Origin of the sequence: Paraburkholderia sp. NPDC080076 (assembly GCF_050281145.1) — a bacterium.
GTDB lineage: Bacteria > Pseudomonadota > Gammaproteobacteria > Burkholderiales > Burkholderiaceae > Paraburkholderia.
In genome coordinates this window covers 146,372-170,146 of sequence record NZ_JBNNWQ010000010.1, presented here as the reverse complement: position 1 = coordinate 170,146, position 23,775 = coordinate 146,372, and the positions used below count along the sequence as shown (strand labels likewise).

22 protein-coding genes are annotated in these 23,775 nt (G+C 62.4%); 9 read left to right on the top strand and 13 right to left on the bottom strand.

From position 1 onward, the window contains the following. Positions 1-4 precede the first annotated feature (4 nt). From cydB to ACQKRQ_RS32455, 6 genes are all read right to left on the bottom strand, one after another. Entirely contained in the window at positions 5-1,012 is a 1,008-nt protein-coding gene (gene cydB / locus ACQKRQ_RS32480) for a cytochrome d ubiquinol oxidase subunit II (RefSeq protein WP_132381675.1), read from the bottom strand. A gap of 4 nt (positions 1,013-1,016) precedes the next feature. Next, positions 1,017-2,405, bottom strand: coding sequence for a cytochrome ubiquinol oxidase subunit I (locus tag ACQKRQ_RS32475; RefSeq protein WP_408313808.1), 1,389 nt, complete (start codon positions 2,403-2,405; stop codon positions 1,017-1,019). Between the two features lie 105 nt (positions 2,406-2,510). After that, positions 2,511-4,790, bottom strand: coding sequence for an FdhF/YdeP family oxidoreductase (locus tag ACQKRQ_RS32470; RefSeq protein ID WP_427481506.1), 2,280 nt, complete (start codon positions 4,788-4,790; stop codon positions 2,511-2,513). A 157-nt stretch (positions 4,791-4,947) separates the two neighbouring features. Continuing rightward, positions 4,948-7,722 carry an AAA family ATPase gene (locus ACQKRQ_RS32465; protein WP_427481505.1) on the bottom strand — a complete coding sequence of 925 codons (2,775 nt, stop codon included), beginning with the start codon at positions 7,720-7,722 and terminating at the stop codon, positions 4,948-4,950. Between the two features lie 393 nt (positions 7,723-8,115). After that, entirely contained in the window at positions 8,116-8,496 is a 381-nt protein-coding gene (locus ACQKRQ_RS32460) for a TraR/DksA family transcriptional regulator (RefSeq protein WP_408290068.1), read from the bottom strand. Between the two features lie 48 nt (positions 8,497-8,544). Beyond that, positions 8,545-8,742 carry a hypothetical protein gene (locus ACQKRQ_RS32455; RefSeq protein WP_427481504.1) on the bottom strand — a complete coding sequence of 66 codons (198 nt, stop codon included), beginning with the start codon at positions 8,740-8,742 and terminating at the stop codon, positions 8,545-8,547. 77 nt (positions 8,743-8,819) lie between these two features. Between ACQKRQ_RS32455 and ACQKRQ_RS32450 the strand changes: the two genes are divergently transcribed. Next, positions 8,820-9,476, top strand: coding sequence for a DUF1345 domain-containing protein (locus ACQKRQ_RS32450; RefSeq protein ID WP_427481503.1), 657 nt, complete (start codon positions 8,820-8,822; stop codon positions 9,474-9,476). Positions 9,477-9,524: 48 nt separating this feature from the next. Here the strand turns inward: ACQKRQ_RS32450 and ACQKRQ_RS32445 are convergent, their stop codons facing one another. Continuing rightward, positions 9,525-9,773: a hypothetical protein gene (locus ACQKRQ_RS32445; protein WP_132381663.1), complete on the bottom strand. Its 249-nt coding sequence runs from the start codon at positions 9,771-9,773 to the stop codon at positions 9,525-9,527. Between the two features lie 247 nt (positions 9,774-10,020). Between ACQKRQ_RS32445 and ACQKRQ_RS32440 the strand changes: the two genes are divergently transcribed. Beyond that, positions 10,021-10,338 carry a DUF6566 family protein gene (locus ACQKRQ_RS32440; protein WP_427481502.1) on the top strand — a complete coding sequence of 106 codons (318 nt, stop codon included), beginning with the start codon at positions 10,021-10,023 and terminating at the stop codon, positions 10,336-10,338. Between the two features lie 60 nt (positions 10,339-10,398). Here the strand turns inward: ACQKRQ_RS32440 and ACQKRQ_RS32435 are convergent, their stop codons facing one another. Next, entirely contained in the window at positions 10,399-10,605 is a 207-nt protein-coding gene (locus tag ACQKRQ_RS32435; RefSeq protein WP_427481501.1) for a host attachment protein, read from the bottom strand. A 328-nt stretch (positions 10,606-10,933) separates the two neighbouring features. Next, a complete protein-coding gene (locus ACQKRQ_RS32430; protein ID WP_427481500.1) occupies positions 10,934-11,890 on the bottom strand; it encodes a LysR family transcriptional regulator in 957 nt (318 codons plus the stop codon). A gap of 94 nt (positions 11,891-11,984) precedes the next feature. On the opposite strand from ACQKRQ_RS32430, the gene ACQKRQ_RS32425 reads away from it, so the two are divergent. Next, positions 11,985-13,211, top strand: coding sequence for an MFS transporter (locus ACQKRQ_RS32425; RefSeq protein ID WP_427481499.1), 1,227 nt, complete (start codon positions 11,985-11,987; stop codon positions 13,209-13,211). Between the two features lie 22 nt (positions 13,212-13,233). On the opposite strand, the gene ACQKRQ_RS32420 is transcribed toward ACQKRQ_RS32425, so the two are convergent. Further along, positions 13,234-13,593: a cupin domain-containing protein gene (locus ACQKRQ_RS32420; RefSeq protein ID WP_427481498.1), complete on the bottom strand. Its 360-nt coding sequence runs from the start codon at positions 13,591-13,593 to the stop codon at positions 13,234-13,236. A 260-nt stretch (positions 13,594-13,853) separates the two neighbouring features. On the opposite strand from ACQKRQ_RS32420, the gene ACQKRQ_RS32415 reads away from it, so the two are divergent. Then, entirely contained in the window at positions 13,854-14,723 is an 870-nt protein-coding gene (locus ACQKRQ_RS32415) for a LysR family transcriptional regulator (protein WP_427481497.1), read from the top strand. Between the two features lie 54 nt (positions 14,724-14,777). Here ACQKRQ_RS32415 and ACQKRQ_RS32410 read toward each other — a convergent pair whose 3' ends face one another. Together ACQKRQ_RS32410 and ACQKRQ_RS32405 are read right to left on the bottom strand one after the other, a co-directional pair. Then, positions 14,778-15,764, bottom strand: a complete 987-nt coding sequence (locus ACQKRQ_RS32410) for a zinc-dependent alcohol dehydrogenase family protein (RefSeq protein ID WP_427481496.1) — start codon at positions 15,762-15,764, stop codon at positions 14,778-14,780. A gap of 214 nt (positions 15,765-15,978) precedes the next feature. Next, positions 15,979-16,878, bottom strand: coding sequence for a LysR family transcriptional regulator (locus tag ACQKRQ_RS32405; protein WP_427481495.1), 900 nt, complete (start codon positions 16,876-16,878; stop codon positions 15,979-15,981). A gap of 167 nt (positions 16,879-17,045) precedes the next feature. Between ACQKRQ_RS32405 and ACQKRQ_RS32400 the strand changes: the two genes are divergently transcribed. Together ACQKRQ_RS32400 and ACQKRQ_RS32395 are read left to right on the top strand one after the other, a co-directional pair. Then, a complete protein-coding gene (locus tag ACQKRQ_RS32400) occupies positions 17,046-18,596 on the top strand; it encodes an acetolactate synthase large subunit (RefSeq protein ID WP_427481494.1) in 1,551 nt (516 codons plus the stop codon). A 204-nt stretch (positions 18,597-18,800) separates the two neighbouring features. Continuing rightward, complete coding sequence (locus tag ACQKRQ_RS32395; protein WP_427481493.1) at positions 18,801-19,148, top strand: DUF4148 domain-containing protein; 348 nt, start codon at positions 18,801-18,803, stop codon at positions 19,146-19,148. A gap of 153 nt (positions 19,149-19,301) precedes the next feature. Here ACQKRQ_RS32395 and ACQKRQ_RS32390 read toward each other — a convergent pair whose 3' ends face one another. Then, a complete protein-coding gene (locus ACQKRQ_RS32390) occupies positions 19,302-19,994 on the bottom strand; it encodes a GntR family transcriptional regulator (RefSeq protein WP_408290089.1) in 693 nt (230 codons plus the stop codon). 218 nt (positions 19,995-20,212) lie between these two features. Here ACQKRQ_RS32390 and ACQKRQ_RS32385 point away from each other — a divergent pair, with 218 nt between their 5' ends. The 3 genes from ACQKRQ_RS32385 to ACQKRQ_RS32375 are packed head-to-tail and all read left to right on the top strand — an operon-like array spanning position 20,213 to position 23,710. Next, entirely contained in the window at positions 20,213-21,628 is a 1,416-nt protein-coding gene (locus tag ACQKRQ_RS32385; RefSeq protein WP_427481492.1) for an MFS transporter, read from the top strand. Beyond that, entirely contained in the window at positions 21,625-22,980 is a 1,356-nt protein-coding gene (locus tag ACQKRQ_RS32380) for an MmgE/PrpD family protein (protein WP_427481491.1), read from the top strand. The genes ACQKRQ_RS32385 and ACQKRQ_RS32380 overlap by 4 nt, the downstream gene beginning before the upstream one ends. Continuing rightward, positions 22,973-23,710: an MmgE/PrpD family protein gene (locus tag ACQKRQ_RS32375; RefSeq protein WP_408290095.1), complete on the top strand. Its 738-nt coding sequence runs from the start codon at positions 22,973-22,975 to the stop codon at positions 23,708-23,710. The genes ACQKRQ_RS32380 and ACQKRQ_RS32375 overlap by 8 nt, the downstream gene beginning before the upstream one ends. Positions 23,711-23,775: the final 65 nt, after the last annotated feature.

The window sequence follows — 23,775 nt, the reverse complement described above, 5'->3', positions numbered from 1 at the left end:
ACCCTCAGTGGTAGCCGGCATCCCCTTCCCGCACCTTGCCGCGAAACACACGGTACTGCATGGCGTTGTAGACGAGAATGATCGGCAGCACGATCACCGTGCCGACCAGCGTAAAGAGCTGGCTCGAATGACTCGACGATGCTTCCCAGATCGTCAGCGAAGGCGGGACGATGTTCGGCCAGATACTGATGAGCAAGCCGCTATATCCGAGAAAGCACAGCCCAAGTGTGAGCAGGAACGGCAGTGCTTCATGCTGAAGGCGAAGCGACCGAAAAATACCCCACACACACGCGACAACGAGAATCGGCACCGGCATGAACCAGCCGAGATAGCCGCTCCCGAACCAGCGATGCTCGACCGCCGGCAATCCGATCACGGTCCAGAGACTCACCACGAAGATTATCCCCAGCAGCACGGTCACCAGCGGCCGCATGACCTCGCGAATCTTGCGCTGCAGTTCGCCTTCCGTCTTCAGGATGAGCCAGCCGCAGCCGAGCGTCGCATACGTAAAGAGCACCCCGATTCCGCAGAACAGGCTGAACGGTGATAGCCAGTCGAACGGGTCGCCGGCGAAACGGTCATCAACGATCTTGATGCCTTGCAGCAGCGACCCCAGCACGATGCCCTGGCAGAGTCCCGCGAGCGCGGATCCGGCAATGAAGGCAAGATCCCACGCATGCTGGGTCCGCGTGGCCTTCGCGCGCAATTCGAAAGCCGCCCCGCGGAAGATCAGGCCGACCACCATCAGGATCAGCGGCAGATAGTTCGCCGGCAGCAGCGTCGAATAGACGACCGGAAACGCGCCGTATAACCCCGCGCCACCGAGCACGAGGAATGTCTCGTTGCCGTCCCAGACCGGCGCGATGGTATTGAGCATCACTTGCCGATCGGCTTTTTCCTCGAAGAACGGAAACAGCAGGCCGATACCAAGATCGAAGCCATCCAGCATCACATAGATGAAAACGCCGAGTCCGATGATCGCAGCCCACACAACCGGAAGATCGATTTGCATGGCGTCACTCCCCTTCCAGTGCGTCCAGCGGACGGTTGCGCAACACCGGGTGCTTGACCGACTGGCGGGCGTCGACATGTTCCTCTGGTCCGCGCTTCATCATCTTGAGCATGTAGTAGACCCCCATACCGAATACCAGGAAGTACACCAGCACAAAGATCAGCAGTGAAACGCCCGCTTGCTGGGCACTGATCGGCGAGAGCGAGTCTTCAGTGCGCAGCACACCGTAGACCGTCCAGGGCTGGCGGCCGACCTCCGTCGTGACCCACCCGGCCAACAGCGCGACGATTCCCGACGGGCCCATGCACAGTACGAAAACCTGATACCACCGCGTCTCGTAGAGACGGCCTTTTAGCCTGAGCAGCAACCCTAGCAACGCGGTCAACAGCATCAACATGCCGAGGCCCGCCATGATCCGAAAAGTCCAGAAGATGATTGGCGAATACGGGCGATCTCTGGCGGGAAACTCCTTGAGCCCGCGGATTTCGCCGTCCCAGCTATGGGTCAGTATGAGGCTGCCCAAATGCGGTATTTGCACCGCGTAGCGCGTGACTTCCGCTGTCATGTCGGGCAGACCGACCAGATTGAGCGCCGTGCCGCCTTTCTCGGTTTCCCACAGGCCCTCAATCGCCGCGATCTTGGCGGGCTGATATTCGCGGGTGTTGAGGCCGTGCGCATCGCCGACGAAAATCTGGATCGGCGTCAGCAAAAGCAGAATCCACAGCGCCATCGAAAAACTGCGCTTGATGGGGCCATCGCGCCGGCCATGCAGCAGATGCCACGCCCCGCACGCGGCGACGATGAAGCCCGCGACAATAAACGCGGCGATGGTCATGTGCGCGAGCCGGTACGGGAACGATGGGTTGAAAATCACCTTCATCCAGTCGACCGGCACGATCCGGCCGTTCTCCATGGCGAATCCTTGCGGCGTCTGCATGAAGCTATTCGAGGCGAGAATCCAGAACGTGGAGATCAACGTGCCGACCGCCACCATCAGCGTGGCGAAAAAGTGCGCGCGTGGACTCACCCGCTGCCAGCCGAACAGCATGACGCCGAGAAAGCCGGCTTCGAGAAAGAATGCCGTCAATACTTCATAAGTCAGGAGCGGTCCCGTGACGTTGCCGGCAATGGTGGAAAATCCGCTCCAGTTGGTGCCGAACTCGTAGGCCATCACCACGCCCGACACCACGCCCATGCCGAAGCCGACCGCGAAGATCTTCGACCAGAACAGGAACATGTCCTTGTAGACCACGTCGCCGGTCAGCAGCCAGCGCCACTCCAGCACGGCGAGGAAACTGGCCATTCCTATACTGATCGCGGGGAAAATAATGTGAAATGAAACCGTGAACGCAAACTGCAACCTGGCGAGGTGGAAGGCGTCGAAGATTTCCATGATTGATCAGCGGCTCCAGGTGATAGCGGCATTTGCTGGTCTCTCCGTGTGTCGATCGACTGGACGCGCATGTCCAGTCGATCGACCCGTCAAACTCGCCGGCATTCAGGCTTGCGCCGAGCGCGAAACATGAACAGGGACCGACTTGTACGACGGCGTGCCGCTTTCCTTGTCGATGAAGTCGAGCGGCACCAGCACGTTTGCTTCCGGATAATACGCCGCCACCGATCCTTGTGCGATGCCATAAACAATTGCCGTGATGTTCTTCAGGCAAAGCTTCCTGCCCGATGAAATAGTTTCGATATCAACCAGATCGCCATGTTCGAGTCCGCGCGCCGCGAGATCGGCTTCATTCATGAACACCACGTCGCGCCGGCCGAACACGCCCCGGTAACGATCGTCGAGGGCATAGATCGTGGTGTTGTACTGGTCGTGACTGCGGATCGTGATGAGGCGCAGCACATTTTCGGCACCGTATACGTCGGCGTCTTCCTTCACGCCGCCGTAGACCGAGAACCTCGCTTTTCCGGACGGCGTGTGCCACACGCGTTCGGTTGGAGGGAGCGGCAGACGGAATCCGCCCGGCGTCCTGATGCGCGCATTGAATGCTTCGAAACCCGGTACGGTCTGTTCGATCAGATCGCGAACCTTGTCGTAATCGGCAACCAGTTCCTGCCAGGCGACCTTGCTGTGCGGCAACGTCGCCCGCGCAATACCCGCGATGATCGCCGGCTCGGACAACAGGAATTCGGAGGCGGGCTTGAGTTTTCCGGACGAAGCATGGACCATCGACATGGAATCTTCGACCGTGATGGATTGGCGGCCGCTTGCCTGGATATCGAGTTCCGTGCGGCCCAGGCACGGCAGCACATAGGTTTCCTTCGCCACTAACAGATGCGAACGATTGAGCTTGGTCCCGAGGTGAACGCTCAGATCGAGTTTAGCCATGGCGGCAAAAGACTGTTCCGAATCGGGCAGCGCGACCGCGAAGTTTCCGCCCAGGCAAAGCAGCGCCTTGGTCGAGCCGTCGATCATCGCCTGCATCGCCTGAACGGCATCGTGTCCGTGTGCCTCGGGCGGTTTGAAACCGAGCACATCCTCGATCTGTTTCAGGAAGGTGCCGGAGGGCTTTTCGGTTATGCCTACGGTCCGGTTTCCTTGCACGTTCGAATGTCCGCGCAAAGGACAGATGCCCGCACCGGGTTTGCCAAAGTTGCCGCGCAATAGCAACAGATCGGCGATCAGGCGGACGTTGGCCGTGCCTTTATTGTGCTGGGTCACGCCCATTCCGTAAGTGACGATGGTCGCATTCGATTTGGCGTAGGCAATCGCAACCTGTTCGAGATCGGACCGGCTCAGTCCGCTTGCCGTTTCAATATCGTCCCACGCCGTAACTTCCAGATCAGCGGCGAACGCGTCGAAATTTTCCGTGTGCGCGGCGATGAATTCATGGTCCAGAACGTTGCCTTCCTCAGCCTCCATCGCCAGCAGCGCCTTCATGATGCCCTTGAGCGCGGCGGCGTCACCGCCGGCGTCGACCTGAAAATACGTCGAGGCGATTCGGGTCGAACCGTACGTGGCCATTTCAAGCAAGTTCTGCGGGTCCGCAAATCGTTCGAGTGCGCGCTCGCGCAGCGGATTGAAGACGATGATGGGCACATTGCGCCGCGAGGCTTCATGCAACGTGCCCATCATCCGTGGATGATTGGTGCCGGGATTGTGGCCGATCGAGATGATGAGTTCGGTCTCGTCGAAGTCTTCCAGCGACACCGTGCCTTTGCCGATCCCGATCGACTGCGGCAATCCCACGCTGGTGGGCTCGTGGCACATGTTGGAGCAATCCGGGAAATTGTTGGTCCCGTACTCTCGTGCGAACAACTGGAAAAGGTAGGCGGCCTCGTTCGACGCCCTGCCCGACGTGTAGAACTCGGCCTGATCGGGAGAGGACAGCCCTTGAAGCACTTGCCCGATACGAGCGAAGGCGTCATCCCATTCGACGGCGCGAAACTTGTCCGTGTCGCGATCGTAGACAAGCGGATGCGTGAGCCGGCCAAGATCTTCGAGTTCGAAATCGGATCGTTGCAGCAGCGACGACACCGTGTTGTTCTGGAAAAACTCCGGCCCCACGCGCTTGGTCGTGGCTTCCCATGTGACCGCTTTGGCGCCGTTCTCACAGAACTGGAAGGTGGACTTATGCTCCTTGTCCGGCCAGGCGCAGCCCGGACAATCGAAACCGTCGGGCTGATTGGTCCGCATCAGCGTAATCGGCGCTTCGATGCTCTCCATCTGTTGCCTGATGGCTTGAGCTGTCGCCCGCAGCGCGCCCCAACCTCCAGCGGGTCCGTCATACGGCCGGATTCCCGGCACTTCGCGTCGCGTGGTCATATGAGACTCCGTGAACCGCCCCGGGAGTCCGGGAGCGGTCCTGTCGAGGGTTACGCCATCGTGTTGCGCTCAACCGTTCATATCCGCCAGGCCGAGCGCCGCCGCACTGCCGCCAGGAGCGCAGTGATCTTGCCTGCTCGCTATTCACGCCATGCCGTCAGGAGCGGGCTCCTTCCGTGGACTCGGTGCTGCTGACTTCGTCGGGCGGTTTTTTCTTTCCGCGGCTATTGGCGCGTTTCGCCTTGGGCGGCGGCGCCTCGCTGCGAGTGAACTTCACTTCGCCGCTGTCCTTGTCGTAGCTGACCTCGACACTGTCGCCCGACTTCAGGTCGCTGTTGAGAATCTCCTTGGCAAGTCGCGTTTCCAGTTCCTGACGGATCTGGCGTTTCAACTCGCGGGCGCCGAATTCCGGCCGATAGCCGGCGTCGGCCAGGTGATCGACAATCGACTCGTCCATCTTGAGCGTGATGTCTTGCGCCGCCGCGGTGCGCGTCACCCGTTCGAGCTGGATCTGCACGATCGAGCGGATATTCTCGCGAGAGAGTCCGTCGAAAATGATCACTTCGTCGATCCGGTTGAGGAATTCCGGACGGAAGTGACCCTTCAGCACGCCCATCAATTCTTCGCGCATCGCCTTGTCGGCGAGGCGTTCTCCCTCGGGTTTCTCGAGGTTGTCCATGATGATGTGCGCACCGAGATTGCTCGTCGCGATGATGATCGTGTTGCTGAAGTCCACAACGCGACCCTTGCCATCGGTCAGGCGGCCATCGTCGAACACCTGGAGCAGCACGTTGCTCACGTCCGCGTGCGCCTTCTCGATCTCGTCGAGCAGAATCACGCTATACGGCCGGCGCCGGACACGCTCGGTCAACTGGCCACCCTCGTCATAACCGACATAGCCCGGCGGCGCGCCGATCAAGCGCGCCACCGCGTGACGTTCCATATACTCGGACATGTCGATACGGATGACGGCCTGTTCATCGCCGAACACCGTCTCTGCCAGCGCTTTCGCGAGTTCGGTCTTGCCGACGCCGGTCGGTCCGAGGAACAGGAAGGTCGCGATCGGCCGGTTCGCCTGCCCGAGTCCCGCACGCGAAAGGCGCACCGCGTCGCTCACGGCAACCACCGCGTCGTCCTGGCCGACCACGCGTTCGCGCAGTTTGTTCTCCATGTCCAGCAGCTTCTGGCGCTCTTCCTGTGTCAACTCCGTGACCGGAATGCCTGTCAGACGCGACACCACTTCGGCGATCGCCGCCACGGTCACTTCGAGCGTTTCCGAACCGGTCTTGCGCTGCCATGCCTCCATCTGCTCGTCGAGTTTCGTCTGCTTTTCGCCGATACGTTCCTCGAACCTCTTCGCCTCGTCATAGCGCTTGCGCGAGGACGCATAATCCTGCTCGCGCTTGAGCTGGGCGATTTCGGCTTCCAGTTCCTGGATGTCCGCCGGACGCGAGGTCGCGCCGATGCGCACGCGCGCGGCGGCCTGGTCGATCAGGTCGATGGCCTTGTCGGGCAAAAAGCGCGACGTGATGTAACGGTCCGACATTTCGGCGGCGGCGACGAACGCATCGTCCGCGAAGGTCACCTGATGATGCGCTTCGAGCTTGTCGCGCAGACCGCGCAGAATGACGATGGTCTGCTCGACGGTCGGCTCGGGCACCAGCACCGGCTGAAAGCGCCGCTCGAGCGCGGCATCCTTTTCAATGTACTTCTGGTATTCGTTGAGCGTAGTCGCGCCGATCAGACTGAGTTCGCCACGGGCCAGCGCCGGCTTGAGCACGTTCGCGATGTCGAGGCCGCCTTCTCCGCCGCCCTGGCCGGCGCCGACAATCATATGCAATTCGTCGATGAACAGAACCAGTTCGTCCTTCTTCGCTGTCACTTCGTCGATCAGCGTTTTTGCGCGTTCTTCGAACTCGCCGCGATACTTCGCGCCCGCCACCATCGAATTGATGTTGACCTCGACGAGCCGCTTGCCGCGCAGATTTTCGGGGACGTCGTCGTTGACGATACGCTGCGCCAGGCCTTCGACGATCGCGGTCTTGCCGACCCCGGGCTCGCCGATCAACACCGGATTGTTCTTCCTGCGCCGCGCGAGCACCTCGATCGTACTTTCGATTTCCTGCGCGCGACCCAGCACGGGGTCGAGCTTGCCCTGCCGCGCTAGGGCCGTGAGGTCGCGGCCGAACTTGTCGAGCGTGGGCGTGCCGGTCGGCGCGTCGACGCGGCCGTCCTCGGCGCCTTTGCCGACCACTTTCACCACCTTCTGCCGCAGCGCTTCCGGCGTCACGCCGTACTTCTTCAGCAAGGTGCCCGCGATACTGTCCGGCACCGCCGCAAGCCCGATGAGCAAGTGCTCCGGGCCGACATACGAATGCCCCAGATCCCGCGATGCCTGGAACGCGTTCTGGAACACTTTCTTCATGCGAGGCGAGATGGTCATCTTCTCGATCGGCGCATCGGGATTCGCGGTGCCCTTCTGGGCATGCTGATCGATATAGCCTTTGATGTCCTGCGGCGACAACTTGAGCTCCTTGAGCAGCGCCGCACACACGTCCGTGTCCGCCAGCACGTAAAGCAGGTGCTCGGTGTCGAGTTCGGTGCGTTGAAGCTCATGGGCTTTTTCCGCCGCACGCTGCAACAATTCGAGTGTCTGTTCGCTGAAGGCGTCGGTTGCGTCGACCGATTCGCGCGGCAGCTCCGCGGCGAACTCCTCGTCATCTTCCTCGCCCGCGCCGCCAAGACCCCCGAAGAAGCGGGACAAACCGCCACCTCCGAGCAGCGAGTCGAACGGGTTCGCCATGCTCTGATGCCGCATTAATTGCCGGTAATCGTAGTCGCAGATCGATAAAGTTTTCCGCTCGCCGTTCTGCACAACGGTCACACGGGCAACAGCGGGACGGGCGTTACAGATTTCGCAAAGGGCGGGCATCGTAAATTCACCTTTATCAGTTAAGGCATCCGATGTTGTTAGAGGTTATGGGACGCGTTCATGTGAGGGGCGAATGCTCGAAACCTGTCGCCAGCCTTTCGATTTGTTGTGCGCCAGGGACCGATGCTTCGCGGGTCGATGTTCAAAATGCCGGCGTCTCTTTCGGACAGAAAGAGACGCGCGAGCGGCTTCCGGCAACCTGGCATGCGCTCGCGTGTTCTCGCTGCGCGCCTGATCACCACATGATTGGCATAACGAACCTAAAAACCGCCTTTGAATTCTATGAGTGGATCGTTAGTAAGGGAACATTGGTTTTTCCGATGATAGGCATTGGCCGACATGCCCGACGCTATCAGGCTGCGAGACGACGCGCTTGAACGTGCGTGAATGTCTCTACCTGCCGGTCTCTCGTCGGCTCTGCTCCGCAACGGTAAGGATAGCCTCAGGCATGACTTCGAGCCGCTCTTTGGGAATCGGCTGGCCGCTTTCATCGGAGAGACCGTAGGTGCCTTCGTCGATCTTGCGCAGCGCGCGCTGGATATCCGCAACGCGCTGGTCGTTCACGTCATGCAGCGACTGGTTGATCTCATTCTGTGCCATTCCCTGCGCTTCGTCCTCATACTCCTCGGCCTCGTCGCCATGCTCCTCCTGAGCCGTTCTCTCGTCCGCGATCGTATCTTCCTCTCCGCCCAGCAGTTCCCGACGCAGCGCCTCCAGGCGCTTCTTCTGCTGCGCGATGAACTCGTCACTCAGGTCACCCTGTTGCTCCGGCATGGTCTTCTCCCTCAGCTTGATTCGCTCTACTCGCCGTAGAGCCGGGCGTCACGCACCCAGTTCCTGAAACACGTGGCCGTTGGCCTCGAGTCCTTTCAGGAGTTCGGGTGTCAGTTCGCTTTGCCAGACATGCCCTTCGAATTGCCAGTCGCTCTTGTCGGCGAGATCGGGCAGGCCCGCGCCAATGCGCACATAGAGCCCGAGTGTCGGCTTCTTCAGGTTAATGTAGAAATCGAATTCCTGCATTTTCGCCCCCTCATGCAAGTTAAGGTCTCAATGACTAGAATCACCAGAACAGATATCCGCGGCACTCCTTTCCTACAATGAGTTTATATCCCCAGGTGCTTCGCAACCGGCCGCATATGATGATCGGTCTGCTCGCCGGTTTGAGCGCCGGTGTGCTCGCGCCAGCCTCGCTACGGATCACGGCGCGGCTGCTGCTCGGCTGGGACATCGCGATCTGGGCGTACCTCGTCATGATCTGGTTCCACATGGCCTTCGCCAGCGAGAGCGACGTGCGAACCCACGCCCGGCGCGAGGACCAGAATGCGGTCACCGTGCTGACGGTGATATGCGCGGCGACCGTTGCCAGCATTCTCGCAATCGTGCTGGAACTCGGCACCACCAAAGATCTGACCTTCGAATCGAAGGTGCTGCATTCGCTGCTGACAGGACTGACCTTGTTCGGCGCCTGGTTTCTGATCCCGACCATCTTCACGATGCACTACGCGCGGCTCTACTATGGCTCCGATCCGAATGCGCCCGCGCTCGCCTTTCCCGACAGCACGCTCGAACCGGACTACTGGGATTTTCTGGACTTCTCGTTCACGATCGCGGTTGCGTCGCAGACCGCGGACATCAGCCTGCGCGGGCGCAGCGCGCGGCGCGGCGTGCTTGCGCAATCGATCCTGTCTTTCTATTTCAACGTGGCCGTGCTGGGTTTGTGCGTGAATATCGCCGCGAGCATGCTGGGCAACTGACCCGGATCGGATCGGGCCCTCATGCGCCGCCGGTGTTCCGGAAAGGCGTCAACTATCGTCGACGTTGTCCGCGTAATGGTCGACTGCCACCTTGCATTCGTCGACCACGACCTGAAGGAAAGCGGGATCGTTTCTCTCCACCCATCGCTCCACGTGAAGGAAACGCTGCGTGCCGAGATCGGCGACGCGCTCAGCGTCCGAGGTCGTGACATCGACAGTGACGATCCCGCGGCTCCCTTGCAGTGGAGAGATCGTTGCCGAAAACAGGAATCGTCGATACGAGAATTCTTGTGCCATAACGCCTCCTTACGAAAGATGAGTTGAGCCCACGATTTCTTCATACGAGTACGCGTCTTCGCGCGCGGCACGCCACACGGAATTCTATGAGCAAGTCACGACCGGGTGCACGCGGGTTTCTCCAATGCCAACTATCGGCGAAATACGATGGGCTTGCGCCATTCAGGCGCAATTTTCTTTGTGTCGGAATGCTGAGATTACGGCATGATGACGCTGAGCAGAGGCCCGCTCGCTAAAGGAGAGAACGATGCCAGCATCCACTGTTTTTTACGGCGAGTTTGAGATGGTCGTGCGCCCCGAGACGAACAAGTTCGGCGCATGGATTGCGAGCGTGAGCCTGAAGAATAACGCGGGAAAAGTCGTCGATATTCGCCCGATGACCATTCAACCGGAATGGCTGACCGAAGAAGAAGCGATTAGAGACGCGGTCGAATGGGGCCGCCGGTTCATCGATCGTGAGTTCGAAACGCCGCAACCGCACTCCTGGGTGAACGCCCGGTCTCGCGCGGAGGTCTGGTTCCGTGATGCGGAAGAAAAATCGCACGGGCCGGAAATCAGCTCCTGAACGTTGCAAGGCCGAGCCTGCAAAATCCTTGCGGGCTCGATGCAATTCTCCCTCAGCCGATCACTGCTTGCGCAGACGCGCCTCGATTTCCTGGGTACTGAGCGCCAGCAGATCCTCGCTGATCTGCTCGAATATCAGTCGACGCGTGTCCTCGCACAGATTCGAACGCACCATGCCGAGGAATTTCGCCTCGATGGCGAGGCGCAGCCGATTGTAGAGTTGATGGAGCCGTCCCTCCTCCAGATAGTCTGGACACGCGCTTTGCAAACTTCTCCCGATCTTTTTCGGTCAAGACCGTACCGGTGTATTCATCGTTGACGAGAACTTCGACCTCCTGCAAGTCGAGCGTAAGTCCAGGCATCTTGAAGATACGCGCGCGACCTCCGTCAGCCACGACAAGCCACGTAACTTCGACCATCATGCACCTCTAGGCAGGTATTTATCAGCACCCATGCGACGCTCGATCGCCGACTGTGTCGGCGACACTCACTCAAGATAGCAGTTCGGACCGGATACGCCCAAGGTCAATTCACCGATTCATCGTATCGGTCTGAAGTTCACCATTCCCCCGGCTTCTGTACAACAGCTTCGAGCGCTACGAGCGCTTGCTTTTTTCCGGAGTCCTGAGCCGTTTCGCATCGGCAGCAGGCAGCAGATTCGCCGCGAGGAAATCGACAAAGACCCTCAGCTTGGGCGACACGTACGGACTCGACGGCCACACCGCGCGGAACACGCCGCTGTGTTCGACATACTCATCCAGTACCGTCACGAGGCTGCCGTCGGCAAGTTGTCGGCGGATCGCAAAGTTCGGCACGCAGGTCACGCCGAGCCCTTCTTCGGCGAGCGCGATCAGCGGCTCGACCGTGCTCGCCGAAGCCGTCACGGGCAACGCCACGTCATTGCCGGAAGCGGGCGTCACCAAAGGCCAGCGCTGTAGCTTGCCGCTGGTCGGATAGCGGTGATGCAGGCAGGCATGGTTCAACAGGTCCTCGGGCTTCGACGGCGTGCCGGCGCGAGCGAAGTAAGACGGCGCGCCGACAAGTTGAAGCCGGTAAGCGCCGAGCGTACGCGCGATCAGCCGCGAATCGCTCGCGTCGCCGGTGCGCACGACGACATCGAACCCATCGTTGACGACATCGACCAGGTGGTCGCTGAAGTCCAGATCCAGTTCGATCTCGGGATAGGCGCGCATGAAACCGCTCAGGGTCGGCATCATTAGCATGCCGACCATCGGCAGGCTCACGCGAAGCCGGCCCTTGGGCGCGCCTTTGGATTGCGCGAAGCCGGATTCGATCGCGTCGATTTCGGAAAAGATGCGGCGACAGCTTTCGAGGAATTGCTGGCCTTCCTGCGTCAGCGTGATGCTGCGCGTGCTACGGTGGAAAAGGCGCACGCCGAGCCGCTTCTCGAGCCGGGCCACCGCTTTGCCGACCGCGGACGAGGACAGGCCGAGCTGCTGGCCGGCATCCGTGAAACTGCGGAGCTCAGCCGCGCGGGAAAAGACTTTCAGTGCGTTGAGACTGTCCACGCGCGTCCCCACGATTGCGGACATTGGTGTCCGATAAGTCGGGAACTCTAGCATATTGATGGCCGCGAACGCCGCCTCCAGAATCATGCAACGCATCACTTTCGCCTCGAGGCATTGCATGAAATCCGCACACGTTACTTCCGCTCTCCCCGCTCCGGTCTACTGGCTCGCGCTCGGCGCTTTCGCGATCGGCACCGAAGGCTTCATGATTTCGCCTCTCTTGCCCGGACTCGCCGCCGACCTCTCGGTGAAGATCGAAACCGCGGGCCAGCTGGTCACCGTTTTCGCTCTGGCCTATGGCCTCAGTTCGCCGGTATTGACGGCGCTAAGCGGCAGCCTGAATCGCCGCACCTTGTTGCTCGCCAGCATGATCGCCTTCGCGCTCTCGAATGTGCTCGCCATGGTCGCGCCGAACTTCTGGGCGCTGATGGGCGCGCGCGTGCTGTTGGCGCTGTCCGCCGGTCTGTATGTGCCGGGCGCGAATGCGCTGGCGAGCGTGATCGTGCCGCCCGAACGCCGTGGCCGAGCAATCGCGGTGGTGAACGGCGGCATCACGATCGCCATCGCACTCGGCGTGCCGCTCGGCGCGGTCGTCGGCCATGCGCTCGGCTGGCGCATGACGTTTGCCGGCGTCGCCGGCCTGGCGACGCTCGCCGCGGCCGGGCTGGTCATCGGCCTGCCGCGCGACATTGGTGCGGGCATCCCGATCGCGACGCTGCGCGAGCGCATCGCGGTGGCGCGCAATCCGCTCGTGCTGGCAACGTTGCTGACCACCACGCTCTGGGCCACCGGCGCCTACACGGTCTACACGTATCTCTCGCCGTTTCTCGCCAGCGTCACCGGTTTGGCGGGTGCGCAGATCGGCATGGTGATGTTCATGTGGGGTCTCGCGGCCGCGGTCGGCGTCGTGACCGGCGGCAACGCCAGCGACAGGTTCGGGCCATTGGCCGTGATCGTGCCGACAATCGCGTTGTCGGGCCTCGCCTTCGGCACGCTGTCGATCAGCGCACGCTTGCTGCCACCCGCCGCTGCACTCATACCCGTGCTCGTGGCCATCGCGTTGTGGGGCGTCGCGCACTGGGCGTTCTATCCGGCGCAGCACGCGCGGCTCATCGACATCGCCGGCCTGAAGGTCGCGTCGATCGTGCTGTCGCTCAATGCTTCCTTCATGTACATCGGCTTTTCGATGGGCGCCGCGCTCGGCGCGCTGACCCTGGCTCACGGCGGCGTGGCCGGCCTCGGATGGGTCGCGGCGGCTTGCGAACTGGCTGCTGTGCTGCTGACGCTGGCGATCGTCGGCCGGCCCGCCGTGCTGAACGCGCCTTGCCAGGCGGAGCGCGGATAGGCGCCGATCATCACCCGTGCCATCAATCAAGACGCGCTGTCCGATGCGGCGGCGCATCGCACTGGACCGTAGTCGCATCCTTCTTTTCAACCGTGAGATTGACAGAGCGCGCGCCGACCGGCCGCGTTCGATGGCGCGTGCCCGCAGGCACGGTCAGCAATTGGCCGGCTTGCAGGTCAATCGCCCCGTCTTCGAATTCGATGGTAAGAGCACCTTCGACGACGAAAAATGTTTCGTCCGAATCCGGATGAAAATGCCAGAAAAATGGCGCGTCCATCACGCTCAAATGGACGTCGTGGTCATTCACGCTCGTCAGCACCTTGTTTGAATATCCTTCAGGCGTGTCGCCGGCGACCGCGCCAATATCGATCATCTGGATCATGTCGTCTCCGTTTAACGTTGCAGGCAGGATTGAGCTGTTAGTACGCCGAGCACGTTCAGCGTAGTCCGGTATCACCTGGTCGCTAAGGTAGAAATTTTCGTCAGTATGTGAGCGAGATTCGCCGGTGGCCGCACGCTTGCCGATGTACTTGCCCGTCAAGCAAAGACCATTCCGACGATGACGCGGTGGTCGGCATCGTCCACCGCCAAAGCTCGAAGTTCGGTACGATAAGCCCGCCTGTCGCACGAGCACATCCTGCTATGAACGAAACGACCATGGACTGGGGCGATGTCCGCGTGTTTCTCGCGATTGCCCGTTGCGGCACACTCGGCGCAGCCGCGCGCCAACTGGGACAGACCCAGCCCACTATGGGCCGCCGGTTGCGTGCGCTCGAAAACGCGGTCGGCCAGGCGCTGTTCCAGCGCACCGCCGAAGGCTTCGTACTGACCGATGAAGGCAACGCGGTGCTGAGTTTCGCGGAGCGAATGGAGGAAGAAGCGCTCGCGTTCACACGTTCGCTTGAAGGCACAACGCAGCAGTTGACGGGGTCGCTGCGCGTGTCGTCATCCGACTGGTTCGGCATTCACGTGCTGACGCCGGTGTTCGCCGGCTTTCTCTCACGGCATCCGCAACTGTCGATCGAACTGATCACCGATTCGCGACGCTACAGCCTCTCGCGCCGTGAAGCAGACCTCGTGTTTCGCATCACGCCGTTCGACGAACCCGACGTGATCCAGCGAAAGATCATGGATTTGAACTACGCGCTGTACGGACACGTCGATCTGGTTGCGCCGCAGGCCGGCGATGGCGCGGGGCAAGCGCTCATCACAATGGACAGCGCCTTCGAGGCTTTGCCCGATGTGACGTGGATCCGCCGCATGCTGCCGAATGCGCGGGTCGCTTACGCCAGCAACAATCGTGGTGTCCAGGCGCGCATGTGCGCCGAGGGCGGCGGCTTCGCGGTCCTGCCGTGCGCGCTCGGCGACAACACGCCGGGCCTGCGGCGTATCGACCTCGGCGAAACGCCGCCGGGGCGCGAGGTTTGGCTCGGCTACCATCGCGACCTTCGGCGGCTTGGGCGGTTGCGGGCGCTGATCGACGTTGTCGTCGACAGACTCGCCAGCGCTTGACAGGCATCCGGTCGCCGCTGAATCGTTCGCGGTCGCCGACCGGCGCGGCCAGCGTCATTCGATATCGACGACGATCTTGCCGCGCGCGCTGCGATCGGTGATTGCGTCGTAACCTTGCTCAGCCGAGCGCAGATCGAAGCGGCGCGGATCGAGCCGTGGCGTCAAATGACCCGCTTCTGCGAGACGGGTCGCCTCGCCAAGCATCTCGCCGTGGTGCGCCCGATTCTCGCCGGTCAGCAACGCATGCAGGGTGAAAACGCCGGAGTAGGTCGCCTCGCGAAACGACAGCGGCGCGAGTGCATGCGTACCCCAGCCGAGCGCGCTGACGACATGGCCGAAATGCTTGACCGCCGCGAACGAGGCATCGAGCGTCGCGCCGCCCACCGTGTCGGCGACCAGATCGAAACCCGCGCCGCCCGTATGCTGCGCGACGTATTGCTCGACGTTCTGAGCGACGTAATCGATCGGCGTGGCGCCGAGGCGCGTGAGCGCGTCGTGATCGCGCGAACTCGCCGTGGCGAACACGTGCGCTCCGAGCGCTCGCGCGAGTTGCACCGACACATGACCCACGCCACCCGCACCGCCCTGCACGAGCACGGTCTGCCCAGCCTGAAGCTTCGCGCGATCCACGATCCCCATGTAGGCGGTGATGAACACCAGCGGCAGCGCGGCGGCTTCGCGCATCGACAGATTGGAGGGCTTCAGTGCGAGCAGATTCGCGTCGACGGCGGCGTATTGTGCGAGCGAACCCTGTATGCCTCCGACGCCGCCCGTCATGCCGTAGACCTCGTCGCCTGCTTTGAAGCGGGTCACGCCCGCGCCCACCGCCTCGACCACGCCGGCCATGTCGATGCCGAGCACCAGCGGCAGCGGATGTTTTGCATGGGCCGCGCCGCCTGCCCGGATTTTGGTGTCGAGCGGATTCAGACCGGCCGCCGCTATGCGCACCAGCACCTGGCCGGGCAACGGCTCGGGGCGCGCCAAGGTGGTGAGTTCGAGCGGTCCGTTGTACTGGGAGAGAACGAGGGCTTGCATAGTCATGGTGAACGCTCCTTGCAAATACCGGTAAGGGGAAAAAGCAGATGAAGCGAATGATGGTCCATGCAAATCAGTCTGAAAACTTACAAATATGCACACCTGTCATGCATTAACGCATGACATGGTTTTTTGCCAGGCGCGCGGCCGGCCGGTCAGCGGTTGAATGGGTCATACGGCATGGCGCCTCAGCGCGGATTGCAGCCGGCAACCTTCCGCGTCACCGAAACATTGAGCCATCGTCGATCAGCGCGGGCGTCACTCGAGCCTTGAGCAGATCGAGCCACGCCTTGGTTTTGGCATCGAGAAAGTGTCTGGAGGGATACAACGCGGAGACCGTGACATCAGGCGACCGCCACGACGGAAGAACGCGAACCAGGCGCCCTTCGCGAATCGAATCCCTGGCGGTGAACCACGGCAACAATGCTATGCCGCTAGCTTGCTCCGCGGTCTTCAGAAGAACGTCGGGATTGTCCGCGATGATGGGGCCGACGGCTTGCGCCTGATAGGACCGCTTGCCCGAGATCAGTTCCCACTCCGAGGCGACGGAAGGATTGATCAGCCGAATGCAGGCATGATTGGCCAGGTCGCGCGGATGCCGGGGCGCACCGTGCTGTTCCATGTAGGCAGGCGCCGCGCACATCACACCGAACACCGTACCCAGCGACAGCGCCACCAATCCCGAATCGGACAGCTGTCGCGACAGGTAGATGCCCACGTCGATTCCCTCCGCAAGCAGCGCCGGCGCGTACTGCGAAGTCGCGTACTCGATGCTCACTTTGGGAAACGCTGCGCAAAATTCGGCGATCAGCGGGACCACATAGTAATTCCCGAAGCTACCCATGCATTGAACCCTGAGCCGCCCCGCCGGCTCGACCGTCGCCCCTGATGCGTATGCCTCCGCCACATTCACGCGCTCGAGGATATCCCGGCACTGGATCACATACGTCTCGCCGGCGCTGGTGAGCGCAATCCGGCGGGTCGTTCTCTGCAGCAGCTTGGTGCGCAGGCGCTCCTCCAGTCCGGATACGAGCCGCGAGATCTGCGCGGTCGTGAGGTCCATCTGCTCGGCAGCGGATGTGAAGGTTCCGGCATCCACCACCCTCACAAACGCCGTCATCGCGTGAAGCAGTCCGTAATCCAGATTCTTACGCATGATGTAACTAAGTTTCCAATTGGACTCGATTGTTACTCACAGTAGGACTGTCGAGAATGATCGTCAAGCCGGCACTGCGTCCGAATCCATCAGACAGCGGCGCCCCTTTTCGACATCTTTGGAGCAACACCATGAACGGTGCAGAAAGTCTGCTGAAGTCGCTGGTTGCCAGCGACGTGGAAGTCTGTTTTGGAAACCCGGGCACATCGGAAATGCATTTCGTCGCAGCGCTCGATGCGGTGAAAGAAATGCGACCCGTGTTGGGGCTTCAGGAAAACGTCGTCACGGGCGCCGCCGACGGCTACGCACGCATGGCCGGCAAGCCGGCCGCCACGCTCCTGCATCTGGGACCGGGTCTGGCAAACGGTCTGAGCAATCTCCACAACGCGCGCCGCGCCTCCAGTCCGATCGTGAATATCGTCGGCGACCACGCGTCGTCGCACGCAAGGTACGACGCGCCGCTCGCGTCGGACATCGCCGGATTTGCACGCCCGGTGTCGGACTGGGTGCATTCGTCCACGAGCGCCCGTTCCGTCGGCGCGGATGCGGCACGCGCCGTCCGTACCGCGCGGGAGGCGCCGGGGAAGATCGCAACGCTGATTCTCCCGGCCGACACCGCCTGGGATCCCGCCGTTGAAGTTGCAGCTCCGCTGCCGCTTCAGCCGCGCACACACGCAGCCGGTTCGACTATCGATCGCGTAGCCAGCAAACTGCAGGCAGGGTCAAAAGCAGTGCTCCTGGTTAGAGGCGACGCGCTTCTCGGCGAAGGTCTGGTCGCAGCGGGCAAAATCGCGGCGAAGACCGGCGCGCGGCTGGTGTCCGATACGTTTGCACCTCGTTTGGAACGCGGCGCGGGTCGCGTGCAGGTCGAGCGGCTTCCCTACTTCGGCGAGCACGCCGCCGAATTCCTGGCCGGGACAGAGCTGCTGATTCTGGTCGGCGCACGTCCTCCGGTCAGTTTCTTCGCGTATCCCGACAAACCCAGCTGGCTGACGCCCGACGGCTGCGAGATCGCCGTGCTAAGTCATCCGCACGAAGACGGCGCAGCGGCACTCGCCGCGCTCATGGATGCCGTGGATGCACGAGGCGCCGAGGGCCGCATCATCACGCGGCAAGCGATCCCGTTGTCGCTCGACGGCGCACTCGACGCGAAAAGCATTGCGCAGATCGTGGCCATGCACCTGCCCGCGAACGCGATCGTGGCCGATGAGGGCGTTTCGTCCACCCTGCCTTACTACGACCTCCTGAACAACGCAGCACCGCATGATTTTCTGAACCTGACCGGCGGTGCGATCGGCAGCATGATGCCAGTGTCGACCGGCGCGGCTATTGCGCGTCCGGACCGCAAGGTTGTGACGCTGGTCGGCGACGGCAGCGCGATGTACACCGTCCAGTCGCTCTGGACTCAGGCGCGCGAGAACCTCGACATCGTGACCGTCGTGTTCGCCAATCGCGGTTACAAGGTGCTGAACAACGAACTAGTCCGCGTGGGCGCGTCTTCGAATGGACCGAACTCGGGCGCCATGCTCGATCTGGGCACACCGACGTTGGACTGGGTTTCGATTGGGCAAGGCCTGGGTGTCGACGCCGTGCGCGCGAATTCCCGTCGGGCGTTCGAGCAGGCGTTCGTCTCGGCGATAGCGCAGCGTGGCCCACGCCTGATCGAGGCGGTACTCGAGTAAGCGCCCGCAACCCGGACCAGGGGCAGGCTCTATATGTCAATTTCGTAATGAACCGGTGGGGATCGCGTCATTTGCAGAAGCGCAATATGGCTTCCAGACGCTCAGGGAAGAAAGACCCGCGCAATACCAGTAGCGTCGAAGTAGCTGCTGCTATTCAGCGAATTTCCATCAGTCACCCATTGTATTTATTTCGGAGTCTAGATCATGAAGAAAGCTCTTGCTTGCCTCGCCCTCGCTGCCGCCGCCTTGTCCGCTCCAGTGCTCAGCTTCGCGCAATCCAACGGTCCGGTGACACGTGCCGAGGTCCGCAACGATCTCTTGCAGGTGGAACGGGCCGGCTACAACCCGGCGCGATCCGACGACGCGAACTATCCGGCCGACATCCAGGCCGCCGAAGCGAAGGTCGCAGCGCAATCCGTTGACCAGCAGGCGCCCCAGGGCTACGGCGGTGTGCCGGCGAACAGCACGTCGTCGGGTGGTCCGGCGCACACGGCGATGCAATCGACCTGTGTCGGTCCGGCCAGCTTCTGCACGCCGTACTTCGGCAAATGAATGACATGCTGTGCAGGTCCCGTGCTTGTCGCTAACCGCACGGGACCGAACTTCATCCTGAAGGTCCCCCCAGGCAGCAGAACCAGTCTTCACCGTTGACAACGTCTGGCTGAATGAACCCCGGCTTGCCTTGAGACGCACAGAAGACGCGCGTCAACCCTTACCGAAATCCGTGTCCCACACCTGCTCGATTGCCTGCAGCGCAGTCAACACGATCGACCGGTTGAGCGCCGCCGCGAGCGTGCCGTCGCGCTCGGCATACGCCTCGCACAGCCGTTGGTGGTCGGCGCACGAGCGCTGCATCCGTCCGGGCAACGACGTGCTGAGATGCCGCAGCCGGTTGGTGCGCATCCGCATCGAATCGAGCACTTCCTTGAAGATGCCGTTGCGGCTCACCCGCAGTTCCTCATCGCGAAACGCCACATTGGCCCAGAAATAACCGTCGACGTCGGCGCGCGCGGCCGCGTCGGCGAGACGCGCGTGCGCGCGCCACAACGACTCGATGTCCTCGGCCGTGGCGTGCTCGACGATCGCGAGCGACACCTGCCCATATAGCAAGACGCGCAGTTGATAGATCTCGCGCACTTCCGTGAGGCTCATCGACGACACGCGCGGGCGCCGCCGCGGCGACCAGTCGACCAGCCGTTCGCGGTTCAGCACGAACAGCGCTTCGCGCACCGGCGTGCGGCTGACGTTGAAGCGCTTGGCGAGATCGACCGAATTCAGGTCGTCGCCCGGTTGCAGCCGGCCTTCGATGATGCCGCGCGCCACCCAGTCGACGATCTCCCCGACCGGCGATGCGTCGCCCTGCTCCTCTTCGTCGCGTGTGTCGACAGTTTCGTCCATCCCTTTCTTCCTCGATATCTCTTGGCGTGCCGCCCGGCTGCGTGGACGGATTCTAGCAAACCGACGCCCGGCCAGCCCGGTACGGCACCCTGCCCGATTTCCACAAGTGTGCACAGTTTATCGAATATCTCTTGAAATTCACCTGAGATTCGCCATACACTTGGCGAAAGTGTCGACACTACCAATATAGGACATCAGTCCATCAGGAGACAGACGCGATGTACATGGAAAAGGAGATCGCCGGAAGGACCGGCGTCGAAGCCAGCGTTTCAGCGCGGCTCGACCGCCTGCCGCCGACGCGTTATTTCAGCGGCCTCGTCGCGCGCATCGCGATCGGCGGCTGGTTCGAGTTTTATGAAATGTTCATGGCGGCCTATATCTCACTGGGACTCATCAGCAGTGGTCTGTACCGCGCCACCACGGCGGGCCTGTTCGATGTCAACGGCTTCGCCAGCTTTCTCGGCTCGTTTTTCGCCGGGATGTTCGTCGGCACGGTGGCGCTCGGCGGCTTCACCGACCGCTTCGGACGCCGCGCCGTGTTCACCTGCGCGATGCTGATCTATTCGGTCGCGACCTTCGCCGCCGCATTCCAGCATTCACCGGAATCCATGGATCTCTGGCGCTTCGTCGCGGGCCTCGGAATCGGCGTGCAGCTCATTACTGTCGACACTTATATTTCCGAGCTGACGCCGAATCACACGCGCGGCCGCTACAGTGCGTTCAGCATCCTCGTGATCCTGACGTCCGTGCCGACCGTCGCGGTGCTGTCGTTTCTGCTCGTGCCGCACACCATCCTCGGTCTCGAAGGCTGGCGCTGGGTGATGATCATCGGCTCAGCGGGCGCCGTGCTGATCTGGTTCATGCGGCGCGGGCTGCCCGAATCGCCGCGCTGGCTCGAAAGCAAAGGCCGTGTCGACGAGGCGCGCGCCATCGTCGATGCGATCGAGGCCCGCGTGGTCGCCGAAACCGGCCACGCGTTGCAGGCACCCGCGCAACACACGCCGGAACCGCCGGCCGGCGAGCACAGCGGTTCATGGTCGGAAATGTGGAAGGGCCGCTACTTCAGCCGCACGGTGATGCTGTCGTTCTTCAACTTCTTCCAGACCTTCGGCGTGTACGGATTCGGTGCGTGGGTGCCGGTGCTGCTCTACACGAAGGGCATCACGATCACGCATTCGCTGCTCTACACGATGGTGATCGCGTTCGCGACGCCGCTTGGCGCACTCGGCGCGATGGCGTGCGCCGAGCGCGTCCAGCGCAAGTGGCAACTGGTCGGCTGCGCGATCGTCGTCGCGGTGGCCGGCGTGCTGTTCGGCATGGTGCGCGAACCGGTGCTGATCCTGCTGTTCGGCAGCGCCGTGACCATCGCGAACAACTGGCTGATCGGCATCTTTCACACCTATCAGGCCGAGCTGTATCCGACCCGGATTCGCGCCCGCGCCGTGGGTTTCGTTTTTAGCTGGAGCCGTCTGAGTTCGATCTTCGTCGGTTTCTGGGTGGCGGCATTGCTGAAGCATTCGGGCGTGCCCGCCGTGTTCGTGCTGATTTCGTCAGCCATGTTTGTGATCGTCGTGATGGTCGGGCTGCTAGGGCCGAAGACCAACGGCATTCGTCTGGAGGAGTTGTCTCAATGAGTTCCATCGCCGCCGCATTCGCGCACGGCCTTTTCGCACTGGCGCAGCGTCCGCTGCCGGTCCCGGTCGCAGAGGAAGCCAGGCGTTCTTTGATCAATGTGATCGGCACTTCGATCGGCGCATCGCGGCATCCTGGTGTCGACGCGATCCTCGCCGCCGCCCATGAGCTAGGCGTGGCGCAAATTGCGCCGGTGCCGGGCCGCAGCGAAAAAGTCGATCTGCATTTTTCCGCGCTTGCGACCGGCTTTGCCGGCCATCTCGACGATTTCGACGATACCCATCTCGCGACCGTCATTCACCCGGCCGCTTCGGTGCTCGCCGTGCTGACGGCGCTTGCGCCCGACACGCGGCCGAACGGCGCCGCCGCGCTGACGGCCTTCACGCTCGGCTGCGAAGCGCAGTTGCGGGTCGGCGTCTCGATCTCGCCGGAACACTACGACCGCGGTTGGCACATCACCGGCACGTGCGGCGTGATCGGCTGCGCGGTGACGGCCGCGCTGCTGCTCGGTCTCGACGAAGCGGGGTTGACGCAAGCGGTGTCGATCGCCGCCTCGATGTTCGTCGGCCAGCGCGAAGCGTTCGGCACGATGACCAAGCCCTATCACCCCGGCAAGGCGGCTGCGAACGGCATTGCGGCCGCGCGTCTCGCGCAGCACGGCCAGCGCGCCGCCGCCGATATTTTCGAAGCCGCCGGCGGCTACTCGCATTCGATGTCGACCAAGGTCGATTTCGAACTGATGAACGGCGCGTTCGGCGAGCGCTGGGAACTGCTTTTCAACACGTACAAGCCGTACCCGTGCGGCATCGTCGCGCATCCGGCGATCGACGCGGGACTCGCGCTCGCGCCGCAAATCGACGACGTGCAGTCGATCGAATCGATCACGCTGCGCTGCCATCCGCTCGTGCCCGAACTGATGGGCAACCCGCAGCCGAAGGACGGCCTGCAGGCGCGCTTCAGCGCGATTCACGGCGTGGCCGCCGCACTGTGCGACGGCCAGGTCGGCCTCGCGCAATACGAAGACGCACGCGTGGTACAGGACGACGTGACGGCGGTGCGCGCGCTCACCAAGCTCGCGCCCGACGCATCGGTCAATCGCGACGAAGTCTTTATCGCGGCGACGCTGAAGGACGGCACGGTCGTCGAACATCACGTCGAGCATGCGCGCGGCAGCCTCGCGCGTCCGCTGACCGACGACGAGCTGATGAACAAGGTCCGTCTGCTCGTGGATCCGCTGCTTGGCGACGGCACCGCCGCGCAACTCGCATCCGCCGTGGCGACACTCGACAGCGCCGCCAACCTCGACGCGCTCTTCGCACTGTGCGCTCCCGCCGGAGAATTGAATCATGCATAACGCCGCACAACATTCCGTCGTGTCCGACGCGCTCGTCGGCTTCGCCATCGCCGCGCTGCCCGCTTCGGCCGACGCCGCACTCGACGCCGCGCGCGACGCTCTCACCCACGCGCGCCTGATCACCGATCCGGCGACGCGTTCCACCGAGCAGATCAGCGCCCTGCTGCAATCGCAAGGCAGCGCGGCGACCGACTCGCGCACCCGCGCATGGATTCTCGGCACGTCGCTGGCGACGCAAGCCGCCGCGTCGCCGGCGATGCCGGTGCTCGCCGCTGTGATCGTAGCCGGGGACACGCTCGGCTCTTCAGAGAGCGACGCGATCGCCGCCGCCGCGATCGGTATCGAAGCCGCCGCGCGCATTCTCAGCGCGGTCGATAGCGCTGAATTCCGTGTGCGCTGGAACGTGGCGTCTTCGGTGGGCTTGCTGGGCGCGGTGCTGGCGGTCTCGCGCCTGCTGCGTCTCGACGAAGTGCATACACGTCATGCGCTCGGCGTCGCCGCAACCCAGGCCGCGGGACTCGCGCACAACGCGGACCACGCGATGGAAGCGATCGAGATCGGCAAGGCCGCAGCGGACGCGCTCGAAGCCGCGATGATCGCGAAGCATGGCTTCACGAGTGCGGCTGCGTCGATCGACGGACGGCGCGGCTTCGCTGCGCTGATGGCGTATCGCTTCGACACCGCCGCCATTACGGAAGCGCTGGGTACGCGCTGGACTTCGGTCGACTGAACGTGATGCGCTTCGCCCGATGTGTTTGACGCATCGGGCGAAGCTGTCACCGACCGCCAATGCTC

Coding starts and splice junctions, on each gene's coding strand:
- cydB (WP_132381675.1), bottom strand. CDS start 1,012: ATGCAAATCGATCTTCCGGTTGTGTGGGCTGCGATCATCGGACTCGGC.
- ACQKRQ_RS32475 (WP_408313808.1), bottom strand. CDS start 2,405: ATGGAAATCTTCGACGCCTTCCACCTCGCCAGGTTGCAGTTTGCGTTC.
- ACQKRQ_RS32470 (WP_427481506.1), bottom strand. CDS start 4,790: ATGACCACGCGACGCGAAGTGCCGGGAATCCGGCCGTATGACGGACCC.
- ACQKRQ_RS32465 (WP_427481505.1), bottom strand. CDS start 7,722: ATGCCCGCCCTTTGCGAAATCTGTAACGCCCGTCCCGCTGTTGCCCGT.
- ACQKRQ_RS32460 (WP_408290068.1), bottom strand. CDS start 8,496: ATGCCGGAGCAACAGGGTGACCTGAGTGACGAGTTCATCGCGCAGCAG.
- ACQKRQ_RS32455 (WP_427481504.1), bottom strand. CDS start 8,742: ATGCAGGAATTCGATTTCTACATTAACCTGAAGAAGCCGACACTCGGG.
- ACQKRQ_RS32450 (WP_427481503.1), top strand. CDS start 8,820: ATGAGTTTATATCCCCAGGTGCTTCGCAACCGGCCGCATATGATGATC.
- ACQKRQ_RS32445 (WP_132381663.1), bottom strand. CDS start 9,773: ATGGCACAAGAATTCTCGTATCGACGATTCCTGTTTTCGGCAACGATC.
- ACQKRQ_RS32440 (WP_427481502.1), top strand. CDS start 10,021: ATGCCAGCATCCACTGTTTTTTACGGCGAGTTTGAGATGGTCGTGCGC.
- ACQKRQ_RS32430 (WP_427481500.1), bottom strand. CDS start 11,890: ATGTCCGCAATCGTGGGGACGCGCGTGGACAGTCTCAACGCACTGAAA.
- ACQKRQ_RS32425 (WP_427481499.1), top strand. CDS start 11,985: ATGAAATCCGCACACGTTACTTCCGCTCTCCCCGCTCCGGTCTACTGG.
- ACQKRQ_RS32420 (WP_427481498.1), bottom strand. CDS start 13,593: ATGATCCAGATGATCGATATTGGCGCGGTCGCCGGCGACACGCCTGAA.
- ACQKRQ_RS32415 (WP_427481497.1), top strand. CDS start 13,854: ATGAACGAAACGACCATGGACTGGGGCGATGTCCGCGTGTTTCTCGCG.
- ACQKRQ_RS32410 (WP_427481496.1), bottom strand. CDS start 15,764: ATGACTATGCAAGCCCTCGTTCTCTCCCAGTACAACGGACCGCTCGAA.
- ACQKRQ_RS32405 (WP_427481495.1), bottom strand. CDS start 16,878: ATGACGGCGTTTGTGAGGGTGGTGGATGCCGGAACCTTCACATCCGCT.
- ACQKRQ_RS32400 (WP_427481494.1), top strand. CDS start 17,046: ATGAACGGTGCAGAAAGTCTGCTGAAGTCGCTGGTTGCCAGCGACGTG.
- ACQKRQ_RS32395 (WP_427481493.1), top strand. CDS start 18,801: ATGAAGAAAGCTCTTGCTTGCCTCGCCCTCGCTGCCGCCGCCTTGTCC.
- ACQKRQ_RS32390 (WP_408290089.1), bottom strand. CDS start 19,994: ATGGACGAAACTGTCGACACACGCGACGAAGAGGAGCAGGGCGACGCA.
- ACQKRQ_RS32385 (WP_427481492.1), top strand. CDS start 20,213: ATGTACATGGAAAAGGAGATCGCCGGAAGGACCGGCGTCGAAGCCAGC.
- ACQKRQ_RS32380 (WP_427481491.1), top strand. CDS start 21,625: ATGAGTTCCATCGCCGCCGCATTCGCGCACGGCCTTTTCGCACTGGCG.
- ACQKRQ_RS32375 (WP_408290095.1), top strand. CDS start 22,973: ATGCATAACGCCGCACAACATTCCGTCGTGTCCGACGCGCTCGTCGGC.